The organism is Pseudomonas mandelii, from assembly GCF_002251635.1.
Taxonomy (GTDB): Bacteria; Pseudomonadota; Gammaproteobacteria; order Pseudomonadales; family Pseudomonadaceae; genus Aquipseudomonas; species Aquipseudomonas mandelii_B.
The window spans coordinates 16,334-30,865 of the sequence record NZ_NMOJ01000137.1; the positions used below are offsets into that span (position 1 = coordinate 16,334).

Here is a 14,532-nt window from a genome sequence, read left to right on the forward strand (position 1 = left end):
CGGCATTCGCTTCGCTCACAATCGCGAGCAGGCTCGCTCCCACAGGATCGCGTATAACCTGTGGGAGCGAGCCTGCTCGCGATTTTTTTTGGAAGAGGTAAACAAATGCGTGTCTGGATCGATGCTGACGCCTGCCCACGGGCGGCGAAGGATCTGGTGGTGAAGTTCGCCCTCAAGCGCCANTTCGACGTGGTGCTGGTGGCGGGGCAGCCGCAGATCAAACCGGGCCTGGCCCTGGTGAAGCTGATCGTGGTGCCCAGCGGTCCGGATGCCGCCGATGACTATCTGGTGGAACATGCGGTGCCGGGTGAACTGGTGATTTGCAGCGATGTGCCGCTGGCCGATCGGCTGGTGAAGAACGGCGTGGCAGTGCTGGACCCGCGGGGCAAGGAATTCGATGCGCAGAACATGGGCGATCGGTTGGCGGTGCGTAACCTGTTCACCGATCTGCGTGAACAGGGCCAGATGAGCGGCGGGCCGGCGCCGTTTGGTGAGCGCGAAAAGCAGGCGTTCGCCAATGCGCTGGATCGGATACTCACGCGGCTGACCCGAAAAACCTGAGCCTTACAAAGAACCCTGTGGGAGCGAGCCTGCTCGCGATCGCTCCCACATTAGTCCGTGTTACACATCATTCTCGTGGGTCAGTTCCAGAACGCGGTCGACTAGTTTATTGATGCCTGACGCTGCCTCGCTGATTGATTGCGCCAGCATGTAAGCCGGGGTGCTGACCAGTTTGCGTGCTTTGTCTTCAACGATGTCTGTTACCGCGCAGTCGGCGTGTGTAGCCCCCATCTTGTTCATGGCGGCGGCGGTATCGGTGTCGTTGCCGATGGTGCAGGTGACGCCGGGGCCATAGATCTTCGCGGCCAGGGCCGGCGAGATGCAGATCAGCCCGACCGGTTTGCCCGCTTCGGCAAAGGCTTCGGTCAGCGCCAGGACGTCCGGTTGAACCGTGCAGCCGGCGCCTTCGATGGCNAAGNTAGAGAGNTTCTTCGCCGCGCCAAAACCGCCGGGCACGATCAGTGCGTCGAAGTCTTCGGCGTTGGCCTCACGGATGTCCTTCACGTTNCCCCGGGCAATCCGCGCCGATTCCACAAGCACATTGCGCGACTCGGGCATTTCGTCGCCGGTCAGGTGATTGATCACATGCAATTGCGAGATATTGGGGGCAAAGCATTGGACCTGAGCACCACGCTGGTCCAGGCGCAGCAAAGTGATGACGCTTTCGTGGATCTCTGCGCCGTCGTACACGCCACAGCCGGAAAGGATCACTGCAATCTTTTTGCTCATGAGTATTTCTCCCTATTCNTGGCGTTAAATGTCCACTAATTTGTCACTCGTTGCCATAGGGTTAATTCGCGGCTACACCTAGCATCTGTCCTCAAGATTCCGATCAGGGCGCGTCAATGGACTTCATTCTGTATGCGGTGCCGTTTTTCTTTGTGCTGATTGCCGTCGAGCTGTTGGCGGACCGTTGGCGCGGGTTGAGCAATTATCGGCTGGCGGACGCGATCAACAGCATCAGCACCGGGGTGCTTTCGACCACCACGGGCCTGTTGACCAAAGGCGTCGGCCTGGTGACCTATGCGTTTGCCCTCAAGCATCTGGCGCTGTTCGAGCTGTCGGCCGACAGCGTCTGGGTCTGGGTGTTTGCCTTTGTGTTTTATGACTTCTGCTACTACTGGCTGCATCGCTGCGGGCATGAGCGCAACATCCTGTGGGCCGCGCACTCGGTGCATCACCAGAGCGAGGACTACAACCTCACCACCGCCCTGCGCCAGACCAGTACCGGCTTTCTGCTGAGCTGGATCTTCTACCTGCCCCTGGCGGTGCTCGGGGTGCCGCTGCTGGTGTTCATCAGCGTCGCCGCGCTGAACCTGCTCTATCAATTCTGGGTGCATACCAAACACATTCCCAAGCTCGGCTGGTTCGAGTGGTTCTTTGTGACACCGTCCAATCATCGGGCCCACCATGCACAGAATGCTCTCTACATGGATCGCAACTACGGCGGGGTGTTCATTATTTGGGATCGGCTGTTCGGCANNTTCCAGGAAGAGGACGACAACGAGCCGGTGATTTTCGGCGTGACCACACCGCTGGCGAGCTGGAATCCGTTGTGGGCGAACGTGCAGTTTTACGCGCAGCTGTGGGATGACGCGCGACGGGCTGAAAACACATGGGACAAGCTACGGATCTGGTTTATGCGCACCGGCTGGCGGCCGGCGGATGTGGCGGCGAAGTACCCGATGAACAAACCGGACCTGAGCCAGTTCCGCAAATTCGAGGTGCCGCTGGACGGGCGTCAGCAGGTGTATGTGGCGCTGCAGTTCTGCGTCTACATCGCGCTGGGCAGCTACTTGATGAACCTTGAGCCACGTTTGCCGACTGCCGCGCTGGTGTTGGGCTGGGGCGCAGTGGCATTCGGTCTGTTTACGTTGGGCATGGCCCTGGAGAATCGCCCGCAGGCGTTGAAACTGGAGCTACTGCGCCTGGCCTCGAATGTGCCGCTGGTGTGGCTGGCGCCGGTGGTCGGGCTGTGGCCGGCCAGCGCGGTGGGCTGGATCGGCCTGCTCAGCTACAGCCTGCTCAGTGGCATCGGTCTCTACTGTTGCAGGGACCGCTTCACTCGATTGGCGTCTTAGTCTCGGCGGCCTTGGCCAGCTCGGCTTGCTCGTCGGCGTAGATCTTCTTCGCCAGACGGGCATTCTTGAAGCGCCGGCGCAGCCACAGGCCCAGGCCCAGGATCAGCAGGGCGCCGAGCACCCATAGCTCGTACTTCTTGACGCTGCCCAGCATGCCTTCGAGCACCGCGCCGAAGTGATACGCCGCAGCGGCCAGTGCGGCCGCCCAGATCGCAGCACCAATCCCGTTGAGCAGCAGATAACGCCCCGGCGGATAACCCGACAGGCCGATCGCCACCGGCATGACCGTGCGCAAGCCGTAGACAAACCGGAAGCTCAGCACCCAGATGTCCGGGTGTTTGCGGATATGTTCCAGCGCCCGGTCACCCATCATTTGCCAGCGTGGCTTGCGCGCCAGCAATTTGCGACCGTGTTTGCGCCCGAGGAAATACCACAGCTGATCGCCGGCATAGCTGCCACAGAACGCCACGATCGTGACGATCTTGATGTCCATGTATCCNCGGAACGCCAGGAAGCCTGCGAGAACCAAAATGGTCTCGCCTTCGAAGAACGTGCCCAGGAAGAGAGCAAAGTAGCCGAAGTCATGCAGAAATTGTTGAAGCATGGTCTGGGGTGCTGGCGAAATGAACGCGCAGCCTACGCCTTCGTGAACATTCATGAAAGTATCGAGATGTGTCACGANGTGAACATTTCCTACAAGGACAATGGAATGCGACTACCTGCCGCAGGGGTGCACATAACTGTAATACCACGGTCATAATGGCCGCTTATAACTGTCACGCTCGCACGCAAGCGGGCTCAGGAGTCTGTCGTGAGCTTTACCCCTGCCAATCGCCTGTTCCCCGCCACCCGCCTGCGTCGCAATCGCCGTGATGATTTTTCTCGCCGTCTGGTGCGTGAAAACGTGCTGACNGNCGACGATCTGATTTTGCCGGTGTTTGTGCTTGACGGTGAAAATCGCCGGGAAGCGGTGGCGTCGATGCCGGGTGTGGAGCGCTTGACCCTTGATCTGCTGCTCGAAGAAGCAGCCAAGTGGGTCGAACTGGGGATTCCGGCATTGGCGTTGTTTCCGGTGACACCGCCGGAGCTCAAGTCGCTCGACGCTGCCGAAGCCTGGAACCCGCAAGGGATCGCCCAGCGCGCCACCCGCGCCTTGCGCGAGCGTTTCCCGCAGCTGGGTGTGATCACCGACGTGGCGCTGGACCCGTTCACCACCCACGGCCAGGATGGCATTCTTGACGAAGACGGCTATGTTCAGAACGACATTACCGTCGATGCACTGGTCAAGCAGGCGTTGTCCCACGCGGCAGCGGGTGCCCAGGTCGTGGCGCCGTCGGACATGATGGACGGCCGCATCCAGGCGATTCGCGAAGCCCTGGAACTGGCTGGCCACGTCAATGTGCGGATCATGGCCTATTCGGCCAAGTACGCCAGCGCCTATTACGGCCCGTTCCGCGATGCGGTGGGTTCGGCGCTGAACCTGGGCAAGGCCAACAAGGCCTCCTATCAGATGGACCCGGCCAACAGCCATGAAGCCCTGCACGAAGTGGCGGCCGACCTGGCCGAAGGTGCCGATATGGTGATGGTCAAACCCGGGATGCCGTACCTGGACATCCTTTACCGGGTCAAAGAGGAATTCAAGGTGCCGACCTTTGTCTATCAGGTCAGCGGTGAATACGCCATGCACATGGCCGCGATCCAGAATGGCTGGTTGAGTGAAGGGGTTATCCTCGAATCCCTGACCGCTTTTAAACGTGCAGGGGCCGATGGCATCCTGACTTACTTTGCCGTGCGTGCCGCTCAATTGTTACGAGAGCAACAATAGCCCTCACAGGAACACTCGATGAATACCGAAGGACTCTCAGAAGTTGCCGTAAAAGAGGCTCAACCCGTGGTCGAGCAAATCGCCGAGACCCCGCCGGAGCTGGAGCCCGCTCCACCCGCGGCGGTCACCGAGCCCGCGACCGCGGCGCCGGCGATTGCCATTCCCGGTCTGGATGACAGCAGCCTGTACATCCATCGCGAGCTGTCACAACTGCAATTCAACATCCGCGTGCTGGAACAGGCGCTGGACGAGTCCTATCCACTGCTGGAGCGGCTCAAGTTCCTGCTGATTTTTTCCAGCAACCTGGACGAGTTCTTTGAGATTCGCGTGGCTGGCCTGAAGAAGCAGATCACCTTCGCCCGTGAACAGGCTGGCGCCGATGGCCTGCAACCGCATCAGGCCCTGGCCCGCATCAGCGAACTGGTGCACGGTCATGTCGACCGCCAATACGCGATCCTCAACGACATTCTGTTGCCCGAGCTGGAAAAACATCAGGTCCGCTTCATCCGTCGCCGTCACTGGACCGCCAAGATCAAGACATGGGTGCGTCGCTACTTCCGTGACGAGATTTCACCGATCATCACCCCGATCGGCCTCGACCCTACNCACCCGTTCCCGTTGCTGGTGAACAAGAGCCTGAACTTCATCGTCGAGCTCGAAGGCATCGACGCCTTCGGTCGCGATTCCGGTCTGGCGATCATCCCCGCGCCACGCCTGCTGCCGCGCGTGATCAAGTTGCCGGAAGAGGTGGGCGGCGCCGGCGACAACTATGTGTTTCTGTCGTCGATGATCCACGCGCACGCCGATGACCTGTTCCAGGGCATGAAGGTNAAAGGTTGCTACCAGTTCCGCCTGACCCGTAACGCCGACCTGGCGCTGGATTCCGAAGACGTCGAAGACTTGGCCCGTGCCCTGCGCGGCGAGCTGTTCTCGCGTCGCTACGGTGACGCGGTGCGACTGGAAGTGGCTGATACTTGCCCGAAACACCTGTCGGACTACCTGCTCAAGCAGTTCAACCTGGCCGAGTCCGAGTTGTACCAGGTCAATGGCCCGGTGAACCTGACGCGCCTGTTCAGCATCACCGGCCTGGACAGCCATCCGGAGTTGCAATACACGCCGTTCACGCCGCAGATCCCGAAACTGCTGCAAAACAGCGAGAACATCTTCAGTGTGGTGAGCAAGCAGGACATTCTGCTGCTGCACCCGTTCGAGTCCTTTACTCCAGTGGTCGACCTGCTGCGCCAGGCCGCCAAGGACCCGCATGTATTGGCCGTGCGCCAGACGTTGTACCGCTCCGGCGCAAACTCGGAAATCGTCGATGCGCTGGTAGACGCTGCGCGTAACGGTAAGGAAGTCACCGCGGTGATCGAGCTGCGTGCGCGGTTCGATGAAGAGTCCAACCTGCAACTGGCCAGCCGCCTGCAAGCGGCCGGTGCGGTGGTGATCTACGGCGTGGTGGGCTTCAAAACCCACGCCAAGATGATGCTGATCCTGCGCCGCGAAGCCGGCGAGATTGTGCGCTACGCGCATTTGGGGACAGGCAACTACCACGCCGCCAACGCCCGTCTGTACACCGACTACAGCTTGCTGACCTCGGATGACGCCTTGTGCGAAGACGTCGGCAAACTGTTCAGCCAGCTGATCGGCATGGGCAAGACCTTGCGCATGAAGAAGCTGCTGCACGCGCCGTTCACCCTGAAGAAGGGCATGCTCGACATGATTGCCCGGGAGACCCAGTTCGCCCTCGACGGCAAACCGGCGCACATCATTGCCAAGTTCAACTCGCTGACTGATCCAAAAATCATCCGCGCGCTGTACAAGGCCAGCCAGTCCGGTGTGCGCATCGACCTGGTGGTGCGTGGCATGTGCTGCCTGCGCCCGGGCATTGTCGGGGTCTCGCATAACATCCATGTGCGCTCGATCATCGGCCGCTTCCTGGAGCACACGCGGGTGTTCTACTTCCTCAACGGTGGCGAGGAGCAGATGTTCCTTTCCAGCGCGGACTGGATGGAACGCAACCTCGACAAGCGTGTGGAGACCTGCTTCCCGGTGGAAGGCAAGAAGTTGATCATGCGGGTCAAGAAGGAGCTGGAAAGCTACCTCACCGACAACACACACAGCTGGAGCCTGCAGTCGGACGGCCGTTACGTGCGCAACACGCCGACCGGCAATCAGAACCCGCGCAGCGCGCAGGCGACCTTGCTGGAGCGGTTGGGCAGCCCGATTCTGGCCGTTCGCTGACGCACATTCGGTTGGGCAAAAAAAGGGCGATCCATGTGGATCGCCCTTTTTGGTTTCAGCTGTCTACTTGTGGCGAGGGTGTTTGCTCCCGCTGGACTGCGTAGCAGTCCCCCTTTTTTTGGGATAAAGACGGGGGCCGCTTCGCGCCCCAGCGGGAGCAATTTCAGCTGTCTACTTGTGGCGAGGGTGTTTAACTTTTAGCGAACGTTCAACGTAAAGCTGACCCGAGTCAGCCATTCCGCCTCAAGGGCGAAGTCGGCCTGGGTCAGTTGGTTTTCGTCCAGCCAGTTTTCCGGGAACAACACATCGAGGCTGTCGCCCCGGGCGCGCAGGGTGACCTGAGGCATTTCCTGAGTGCCACGGATGTGGTGGAACAGGATCGCAAAGCGCAGCAGCACGCACAGGCGAATCAGCTTGATGCCTTCATCGCCGAATTCGGCAAACTTGTCCTTTGGAATGTTGCGGCGATGGCCGCGCACCAGCAGCGCGAGCATCTGTTGGTCTTCGCGGGAGAAACCGGCGAGGTCCGAGTGCTCGATCAGGTAGGCGCCATGTTTGTGGTAATGGTAGTGGGCGATGTCCAGGCCCACTTCATGCACTTTGGCTGCCCAGCCGAGCAGTTCGCGCCAGACGCCGTCTTCCAGGTCCCAGTCCTCGGCCACCTGGTCGAAGGCGTGCAGGGCTTTGCGCTCCACCCGGGCCGCCTGTTCCAGATCGACGTGATAACGCTCCATCAATGAGGTAAGGGTGCGCTCACGCACGTCTTCGTGATGATGGCGGCCCAACAGGTCGTAGAGCACGCCTTCGCGCAGGGCGCCATCGCAGTGGTCCATGCGTTGCAGTTCGAGCGCGTCGAAGATCGCTTCGAGAATCGCCAGGCCTGCGGGGAAGATGGTGCGGCGATCGGGCTTGATGCCATCGAAGTCGATTTTCTCGGCATCGCCCAGTTTGAAGAGCTTGCGCTTGAGCCACGCCAGGCCTTCGGCGTTGACCTCACCGGTGCCATGGCCGCCGGCTTTCAGGGCCAGGCCGATGGCGCGGATGGTACCGGACGAACCGATGGCCTCATCCCAGGTCAGGCGGTGCAGGGCGTGCTCAATGCTCATGATCTCCAGTCGCGCGGCCGTGTAGGCCTGGGCATAGCGTGCCGGGGTGATCTTGCCGTCCTTGAAATAGCGCTGGGTAAAGCTGACGCAGCCCATTTGCAGGCTCTCGCGCAGCAACGGCTCGAAACGCTGGCCGATAATGAACTCGGTACTGCCGCCGCCGATGTCCGCCACCAGGCGCTTGCCGGGAGTGTCAGCCAGGGTATGGGAGACGCCGAGGTAGATCAGGCGCGCTTCTTCACGGCCGGAGATGACTTCTACCGGGTGGCCGAGGATTTCCTCGGCGCGGCGGATAAATTCACCGCGGTTGCGCGCTTCACGCAGGGCGTTGGTACCGACGATTCGCACGGCACCCGACGGCATACCGTTGATCAGTTGGGCAAAACGCTTCAGGCAATCGAGCCCGCGCTGCATCGATTCTTCGTTGAGCTGACGCTCTTCGTCGATGCCTGCAGCCAGCTGAACCTTCTCCCCGAGGCGTTCGAGGATGCGGATTTCGCCGTTCTGGGCCTTGGCCACGACCATGTGAAAGCTGTTGGAGCCCAGGTCGATGGCGGCGATCAGGGACAGATTCTTGGCTTGGGATTGCGGCATGGTTTGGGGGTCTCGGTCGATAACCTCGACATCGTGCCACGATCAAAGGCTGGCGCCAACGCGCAGCGTTCAAAGCCTTGATCCAGAGCACGGACGGCATGAGCTCCCTCTCCACAAAAGGGTTAGCCTGCTGCTTCACGCAGCAGTCGCAAAACCTGCACATGCGATCCAGTGCCAACGCGCAGCGTTCAAAGCCTTGATCCAGAGCACGGACGGCATGAGCTCCCTCTCCACAAAAGGGTTAGCCTGCTGCTTCAACTGTGCCGATGAAATTCGCCAGCTCCGCCGTCTGCGGATTTGCAAACAAAATCTTCGGATCCCCGACCTCATGCACCTTGCCCTGATGCATGAACACCAGCTTATCCCCCACCTCCCGGGCAAAGCGCATTTCATGGGTGACCATGATCAGCGTCATCCCTTCCTTGGCCAGTTGCCGGACCACGCTCAGCACTTCATTGACCAATTCCGGGTCCAGGGCGGAGGTGATTTCGTCGCACAGCAGCACTTTGGGCGACATGGCCANNGCCCGGGCAATCGCCACGCGCTGTTGCTGACCGCCNGACAGGCGATCAGGGAAGGCNTCAAATTTCTCGCCCAGCCCGACCCGCTCCAGCATCTGCCTGGCAAGCTGTGCGGCTTTGGCCTTGGGCACTTTCTGCACCACTTGCGGTGCGAGCATGACGTTTTCGCCCACGGTCAGGTGCGGGAACAGGTTGAACTGCTGGAACACCATGCCGACTTTCTGCCGCAAGCTGCGCAAATCGGCGCGNGCGGCGTCGAGGTATTCGCCATCGACTTCGATCACGCCGTCGTTGATGGATTCCAGGCCATTGAGGGTACGCAGCAAGGTGGATTTACCCGAGCCGCTGCGGCCGATGATCGCCACCACCTGGCCTTCTTCAACCGTCAGGTCGATGCCCTTGAGTACATGGTGATCGCCGTAATACTTATGCAGGGCGGAAATTCTAAGCAGAGGCATGCAGTCTCCTTTCCAGGTAGCGCGCACTGAGGGACAAGGGGTAGCAGAGCAGGAAGTAACCGAGGGCCACCAAGCCATAGACCATAAAGGGCTCGAAGGTGGCATTGGCGAGCATGCCGCCGGTTTTGGTCAGTTCGGTAAAACCGATGATCGAGGTCACGGCGGTGCCTTTGACCACTTGCACCGAGAAGCCAACCGTCGGCGCTACGGCAATCCGCAGCGCTTGNGGCAGGATTACGTAACGCAGTTGTTCNAGTGGGTTGAGCGCCAGGCTCGACGAGGCTTCCCACTGCCCGTGGGCGATGGACTCGACGCAGCCGCGCCAGATCTCGGCCAGGTAGGCACTGGTGAACAGCGTCAGGGCCAGCGCCGCCGCCATCCACGGCGAAATCTCCACACCGGCCAGCGCCACGCCGAAGAACACCAGAAACAGCTGCATCAACAGCGGCGTGCCCTGGAACAACTCGATGTAGGTGCGGGCAATGTTGCGCGGCAGGGGCTTTTTCGAGATGCGCATGACCATGATCAGCAAGCCGATCAACCCGCCGCCGATAAACGCCACCAGCGANAACGCCAGGGTCCATTGCAGGCCAACAGCCAGGTTGCGCACGATGTCCCAGAAGGTGAAATCGCTCATTGGCTGCTCCTCGATATATAGCGACGGCCGATCCAGTTCAGCAGTTGGCGGATCAGCAGCGCCATGCACAGGTACACCAGGGTGGTCAGTGCGTAGGTTTCAAAGGCGCGGAAGTTGCGTGACTGAATGAAGTTGGCGGCAAAGCTCAGTTCCTCGGTGGCGATTTGCGAACACACCGCCGAACCCAGCATCACGATGATGATCTGGCTGCTCAGGGCCGGCCACACCTTGCCCAGAGCGGGCAGCAGCACCACATGACGGAACGCTTCAAAACGCGTCATCGCTAATGCTGCTGCCGCTTCCAGCTGGCCACGAGGGATGGCCTGGATGCCGGCGCGGATGATCTCGGTGGAGTAAGCCCCCAGGTTGATTACCATCGCCAGCACNGCCGCCTGCCATTCGGAAATCTGCAGGCCCAGTGACGGCAANCCGAAGAAAATGAAAAACAACTGCACCAGAAACGGCGTGTTGCGGATCAACTCGACGTAGACCCCGAAGATCGCCGAGAACGGGCGAATGTTCCACGCCCGCACCAGCGCCCCGACAATGCCCAGCCCCACACCCAGCANCGCGCCGATGGCCGTCAGTTCAAGCGTGAACAAGGCGCCGCGCAACAGCAGGTCGGTATTGGCCAGTACCGGCAGAAAGTCGAACTGATAGGCCATATCTAATCTCCCGAGCGACGATCAGAGGTCGGCCGGCAATGGCTCTTTCAGCCAGGTCTGGGAGTTTTTCTCCAGTGCACCGTCGGTTTTGGCGGTGGCGAGGATCTGATTGACCTTGCCCAGCAGTGCCGGCTCGTTCTTGTTCACGCCGACATAGACCGGCGAGTCCTTGAGCTTCACTTTCAACGCTGGAATGCGTTTCGGGTTCTGCTCGCTGATCGCCACCATCACCACGTTGCCGCTGGCAATCAGGTCGACCTGGCCGGCCAGGTAGGCGGCGATGGTCGAATTGTTGTCTTCGAAACGCTTGATGGTCGCTNCTTNGGGCGCAACGGCGGTCAGCTCGATGTCTTCGATGGCGCCGCGGGTGACGCTGACGGTCTTGCCCTTGAGGTCGTCCAGGCTTTTGATGTCGGCGTCTGGCGGGCCGAACACCGCGAGGTAGAACGGCGCATAGGCGCTTGAGAAGTCGATGACTTTNTCCCGCTCGGGGTTCTTGCCCAGGCTGGAAATCACCAGGTCGACCTTGCCGGTGGTGAGGAACGGGATGCGGTTGGTGCTGTTGACCGGGGTCAACTCCAGCTTGACCTTGAGCTGGTCGGCCAGCAGTTTGGCGGTGTCGATGTCGAGGCCGCGCGGTTTCATGTCCGGGCCGACCGAGCCGAACGGTGGAAAGTCCTGAGGCACGGCCACCTTGAGGACGCCGCGTTTGACCACATCCTCCAGGCCGTCGGCGTGAGCGGGTGCCTGGCTCAGCATCAGGCTGGCAAACAGGGCAGTGAGCAGGGCGCTGTAGCGCNTGGTCATGGCNAATCTCCGGATCGGCGAGGAATGAATTCTGCGGATCGACAGAGCACGGGCCATGCCAAGAAGCGGTTTTGTGTACCGCAGGCCACGGTTTTACTGGATTCGTTCGGTCTTACTGGTCTGAACAGTGGAAGGGCGTTTCGCACCCTCATGGCGCATCCGTGAAACGTGCCGAACCCCCATGGGGCACGACTTGCCGAGTGCTGCGAATAGCTTTACAACTAGCCGCTCATTGTCCTGGTTCGTCTGAAAAAGCCATGAATTCGATTTCCCGAGCCGTACCTGAAGTGGCGCTGCAAGCCATCCGTAAACTGATCACCGAGCAGGGGTTCGCGCCGGGCGATGCCTTGCCCTCGCAGCGGGATCTGGCGGTGCAATTGGGGGTCAGCCGGGCGTCGCTGCGTGAGGCGCTGTCGTCGTTGAGTGCGCTGGGGGTGATCAGCATCCAACCGGGAAAAGGCGTGTTCGTGCAGTCGCCGGTGGATTTGCCGCGCGGCGATGCGGCACTGAGCTGGCCATTTGCGGCCCAGGCATCGCCGTTGGACATTTTCCAGTTGCGCTATGCCCTGGAAGGTTTTGCCGCCGGTTTGGCGGCGGTAACCCTGAGCACTCACGAACTCGATACGTTGGAAGATAACGTGGCCGCCATGCGCAACGAATTGAAGGTCGGCGACTTCGAGGCGGCGGCGCGACTGGATTTCGANTTTCATCAGCGGATCCTGTTGGCCAGCGGTAATCAGGCGATGGTGAGCATTCTGAGTGCCAGCGCGGAGGTGTTCCTGGAGAGTCAGAAACTACCGTTCATCCGACCGGAGCGGGCCATGGAGACCTGGCAGGAACACCGCAAGATCCTGCGTGCACTGGCCCGGCGCTCGTCCGGCGCAGCGCAGAAAGCCATGCAGGAACATGTGCGCAATGCCGCCCTGCGCACCGGAATTGCCTTCGTCGCTCCCGCCACTCCGTGACTTGAGCTATACCCAAAGTCATGCATCACCATAGCAAGAGTCAATCAGAGGCGGCTTCCTGAACGAGGGAAGGGCGGCTATGATGGGCAACGTTTTTTTTGCTTACAATCCGGAGACTTCCATGAGCAGCGATCTTATCAAACACGTCACCGACGCTAGCTTCGACGTCGACGTCCTCAAGGCCGAAGGCGCGGTGCTGGTTGACTACTGGGCTGAATGGTGCGGCCCTTGCAAAATGATCGCTCCTGTCCTGGACGACATTGCAACGACCTACGAAGGCAAACTGACCATTGCCAAGCTGAACATCGATGACAACCAGGAAACCCCGGCCAAGCACGGCGTGCGCGGTATTCCAACGCTGATGCTGTTCAAGAACGGCAACGTTGAAGCGACCAAGGTCGGCGCACTGTCGAAGTCGCAACTGGCGGCCTTCCTCGACGCCAACATTTAAGCGTTGTTATAAAGCGTCATGAAAAGGCCCCGCAAATCGCGGGGCTTTTTCGTGAAACAGGGCTAGACGCTCCGAAATTCAGGTGGTACATTCGGCCCCGCACTGGTTTATCCACTGCCCCCTGCAAGCCGTCGCCGACGCATTCCTTTTCGANTAAGTACGCGATCCTGTCGCCTTCTCTGCGGCGCGGCCTCATTAAGCCAAAAGCTTAATTTCCCCCCTCCATAAATGATTACGTCATTCCTATATGAATCTGACTGAACTCAAGCAAAAGCCGATTACCGACCTGCTCCAATTGGCCGAAGAAATGGGCATAGAAAATATGGCCCGTTCGCGCAAGCAGGACGTGATTTTCTCCCTGCTCAAAAAGCACGCGAAAAGCGGCGAGGAAATCTCCGGTGATGGCGTGCTGGAGATTCTCCAGGACGGCTTCGGCTTCCTCCGCTCTGCAGACGCTTCCTATCTCGCCGGCCCAGACGACATCTATGTCTCGCCGAGCCAGATCCGTCGCTTCAACTTGCGCACCGGTGACACCATCGTTGGCAAGATCCGCCCTCCAAAGGAAGGCGAGCGTTATTTCGCCCTGCTCAAGGTCGACACGATCAACTTCGATCGTCCCGAGAACGCGAAAAACAAGATTCTCTTCGAGAACCTGACCCCGCTGTTCCCGACCGTGCGCATGAAGATGGAAGCCGGTAACGGTTCCACCGAAGACTTGACCGGTCGTGTTATCGACCTGTGCGCCCCGATCGGTAAAGGCCAGCGCGGCCTGATCGTTGCACCGCCGAAAGCCGGTAAAACGATCATGCTGCAGAACATCGCAGCCAACATTGCTCGTAACAATCCTGAAGTTCATCTGATCGTATTGCTGATCGACGAACGTCCGGAAGAAGTGACCGAAATGCAGCGCACCGTGCGCGGCGAAGTGGTTGCCTCGACGTTCGATGAGCCGCCAACCCGCCACGTGCAGGTTGCCGAAATGGTGATCGAGAAGGCCAAGCGCCTGGTCGAACACAAGAAAGACGTGGTGATCCTGCTCGACTCCATCACCCGTCTGGCCCGTGCCTACAACACCGTGATCCCGAGCTCCGGCAAGGTACTCACCGGTGGTGTCGATGCCCACGCCCTGGAGAAACCGAAGCGTTTCTTCGGCGCCGCGCGGAACATCGAAGAAGGCGGCTCGCTGACCATTATCGCCACCGCGCTGGTTGAAACCGGCTCGAAGATGGACGAAGTGATCTACGAAGAGTTCAAGGGTACCGGCAACATGGAACTGCCTCTGGACCGCCGTATCGCGGAAAAGCGTGTGTTCCCTGCGATCAACATCAACCGTTCCGGCACCCGCCGCGAAGAGTTGCTGACCGCCGACGACGAACTGCAGCGCATGTGGATCTTGCGCAAGCTGCTGCACCCGATGGACGAAGTAGCCGCCATCGAGTTCCTGATCGACAAGCTGAAAACCACCAAGACCAACGACGAGTTCTTCCTGTCGATGAAGCGTAAGTAATACGACGTTTCAGGTCTAAAAAATGGCGCCCTTTGTGGCGCCATTTTTTTGCATCGAAAAAGAGAGATTTGTGCGCTAATAGTGTCAGTTAAGAAACAAAAAGGTGGGTGCGG

Annotated in this window: 14 protein-coding genes; 7 read left to right on the top strand and 7 right to left on the bottom strand. The window is 59.9% G+C overall.

The window, feature by feature from the left end:
• Positions 1–105 precede the first annotated feature (105 nt).
• Complete coding sequence (locus tag B7L09_RS18455) at positions 106–561, top strand: YaiI/YqxD family protein (protein ID WP_094470053.1); 456 nt, start codon at positions 106–108, stop codon at positions 559–561.
• A gap of 60 nt (positions 562–621) precedes the next feature.
• Here the strand turns inward: B7L09_RS18455 and elbB are convergent, their stop codons facing one another.
• Entirely contained in the window at positions 622–1,290 is a 669-nt protein-coding gene (elbB, locus tag B7L09_RS18460) for an isoprenoid biosynthesis glyoxalase ElbB (RefSeq protein WP_094470054.1), read from the bottom strand.
• 116 nt (positions 1,291–1,406) lie between these two features.
• On the opposite strand from elbB, the gene B7L09_RS18465 reads away from it, so the two are divergent.
• Entirely contained in the window at positions 1,407–2,642 is a 1,236-nt protein-coding gene (locus B7L09_RS18465) for a sterol desaturase family protein (RefSeq protein ID WP_094470055.1), read from the top strand.
• On the opposite strand, the gene B7L09_RS18470 is transcribed toward B7L09_RS18465, so the two are convergent.
• Positions 2,623–3,246 (bottom strand): DedA family protein, encoded by a 624-nt coding sequence (locus tag B7L09_RS18470; RefSeq protein ID WP_094470121.1) that lies wholly within the window; start codon positions 3,244–3,246, stop codon positions 2,623–2,625. The two genes, B7L09_RS18465 and B7L09_RS18470, sit on opposite strands and share 20 nt — an antisense overlap.
• A gap of 207 nt (positions 3,247–3,453) precedes the next feature.
• Here B7L09_RS18470 and hemB point away from each other — a divergent pair, with 207 nt between their 5' ends.
• Together hemB and ppk1 are read left to right on the top strand one after the other, a co-directional pair.
• The gene (gene hemB, locus B7L09_RS18475; protein WP_094470056.1) at positions 3,454–4,467 is read left to right on the top strand and encodes a porphobilinogen synthase; all 1,014 of its coding nucleotides are present in this window, start codon (positions 3,454–3,456) and stop codon (positions 4,465–4,467) included.
• Between the two features lie 18 nt (positions 4,468–4,485).
• Complete coding sequence (gene ppk1, locus B7L09_RS18480; RefSeq protein WP_094470057.1) at positions 4,486–6,708, top strand: polyphosphate kinase 1; 2,223 nt, start codon at positions 4,486–4,488, stop codon at positions 6,706–6,708.
• Positions 6,709–6,905: 197 nt separating this feature from the next.
• Here the strand turns inward: ppk1 and ppx are convergent, their stop codons facing one another.
• The 5 genes from ppx to B7L09_RS18505 form a co-directional block, all read right to left on the bottom strand.
• Positions 6,906–8,408 carry an exopolyphosphatase gene (gene ppx / locus B7L09_RS18485; RefSeq protein WP_094470058.1) on the bottom strand — a complete coding sequence of 501 codons (1,503 nt, stop codon included), beginning with the start codon at positions 8,406–8,408 and terminating at the stop codon, positions 6,906–6,908.
• 241 nt (positions 8,409–8,649) lie between these two features.
• Positions 8,650–9,387, bottom strand: a complete 738-nt coding sequence (locus B7L09_RS18490) for an amino acid ABC transporter ATP-binding protein (RefSeq protein ID WP_094470059.1) — start codon at positions 9,385–9,387, stop codon at positions 8,650–8,652.
• Positions 9,374–10,024 carry an amino acid ABC transporter permease gene (locus tag B7L09_RS18495; RefSeq protein WP_094470060.1) on the bottom strand — a complete coding sequence of 217 codons (651 nt, stop codon included), beginning with the start codon at positions 10,022–10,024 and terminating at the stop codon, positions 9,374–9,376. The genes B7L09_RS18490 and B7L09_RS18495 overlap by 14 nt, the downstream gene beginning before the upstream one ends.
• On the bottom strand, positions 10,021–10,689 hold the full coding sequence (locus tag B7L09_RS18500; RefSeq protein ID WP_094470061.1) for an amino acid ABC transporter permease: 669 nt from the start codon (positions 10,687–10,689) through the stop codon (positions 10,021–10,023). The genes B7L09_RS18495 and B7L09_RS18500 overlap by 4 nt, the downstream gene beginning before the upstream one ends.
• A gap of 21 nt (positions 10,690–10,710) precedes the next feature.
• Positions 10,711–11,496 (bottom strand): transporter substrate-binding domain-containing protein, encoded by a 786-nt coding sequence (locus B7L09_RS18505; RefSeq protein WP_094470062.1) that lies wholly within the window; start codon positions 11,494–11,496, stop codon positions 10,711–10,713.
• A gap of 257 nt (positions 11,497–11,753) precedes the next feature.
• On the opposite strand from B7L09_RS18505, the gene B7L09_RS18510 reads away from it, so the two are divergent.
• The 3 genes from B7L09_RS18510 to rho all read left to right on the top strand — a co-directional run bounded on the left by B7L09_RS18510 (position 11,754) and on the right by rho (position 14,419).
• Positions 11,754–12,461: a FadR/GntR family transcriptional regulator gene (locus B7L09_RS18510; protein ID WP_094470063.1), complete on the top strand. Its 708-nt coding sequence runs from the start codon at positions 11,754–11,756 to the stop codon at positions 12,459–12,461.
• A gap of 121 nt (positions 12,462–12,582) precedes the next feature.
• On the top strand, positions 12,583–12,912 hold the full coding sequence (gene trxA / locus B7L09_RS18515) for a thioredoxin TrxA (protein ID WP_094470122.1): 330 nt from the start codon (positions 12,583–12,585) through the stop codon (positions 12,910–12,912).
• Between the two features lie 247 nt (positions 12,913–13,159).
• Positions 13,160–14,419: a transcription termination factor Rho gene (gene rho, locus B7L09_RS18525; protein WP_003176825.1), complete on the top strand. Its 1,260-nt coding sequence runs from the start codon at positions 13,160–13,162 to the stop codon at positions 14,417–14,419.
• Positions 14,420–14,532 lie beyond the last annotated feature (113 nt).

Bases quoted from the DNA above. Each gene is read 5' to 3' on its own strand.
- ppx (WP_094470058.1), bottom strand. From the start codon at position 8,408: ATGCCGCAATCCCAAGCCAAGAATCTGTCCCTGATCGCCGCCATCGAC.
- trxA (WP_094470122.1), top strand. From the start codon at position 12,583: ATGAGCAGCGATCTTATCAAACACGTCACCGACGCTAGCTTCGACGTC.
- rho (WP_003176825.1), top strand. From the start codon at position 13,160: ATGAATCTGACTGAACTCAAGCAAAAGCCGATTACCGACCTGCTCCAA.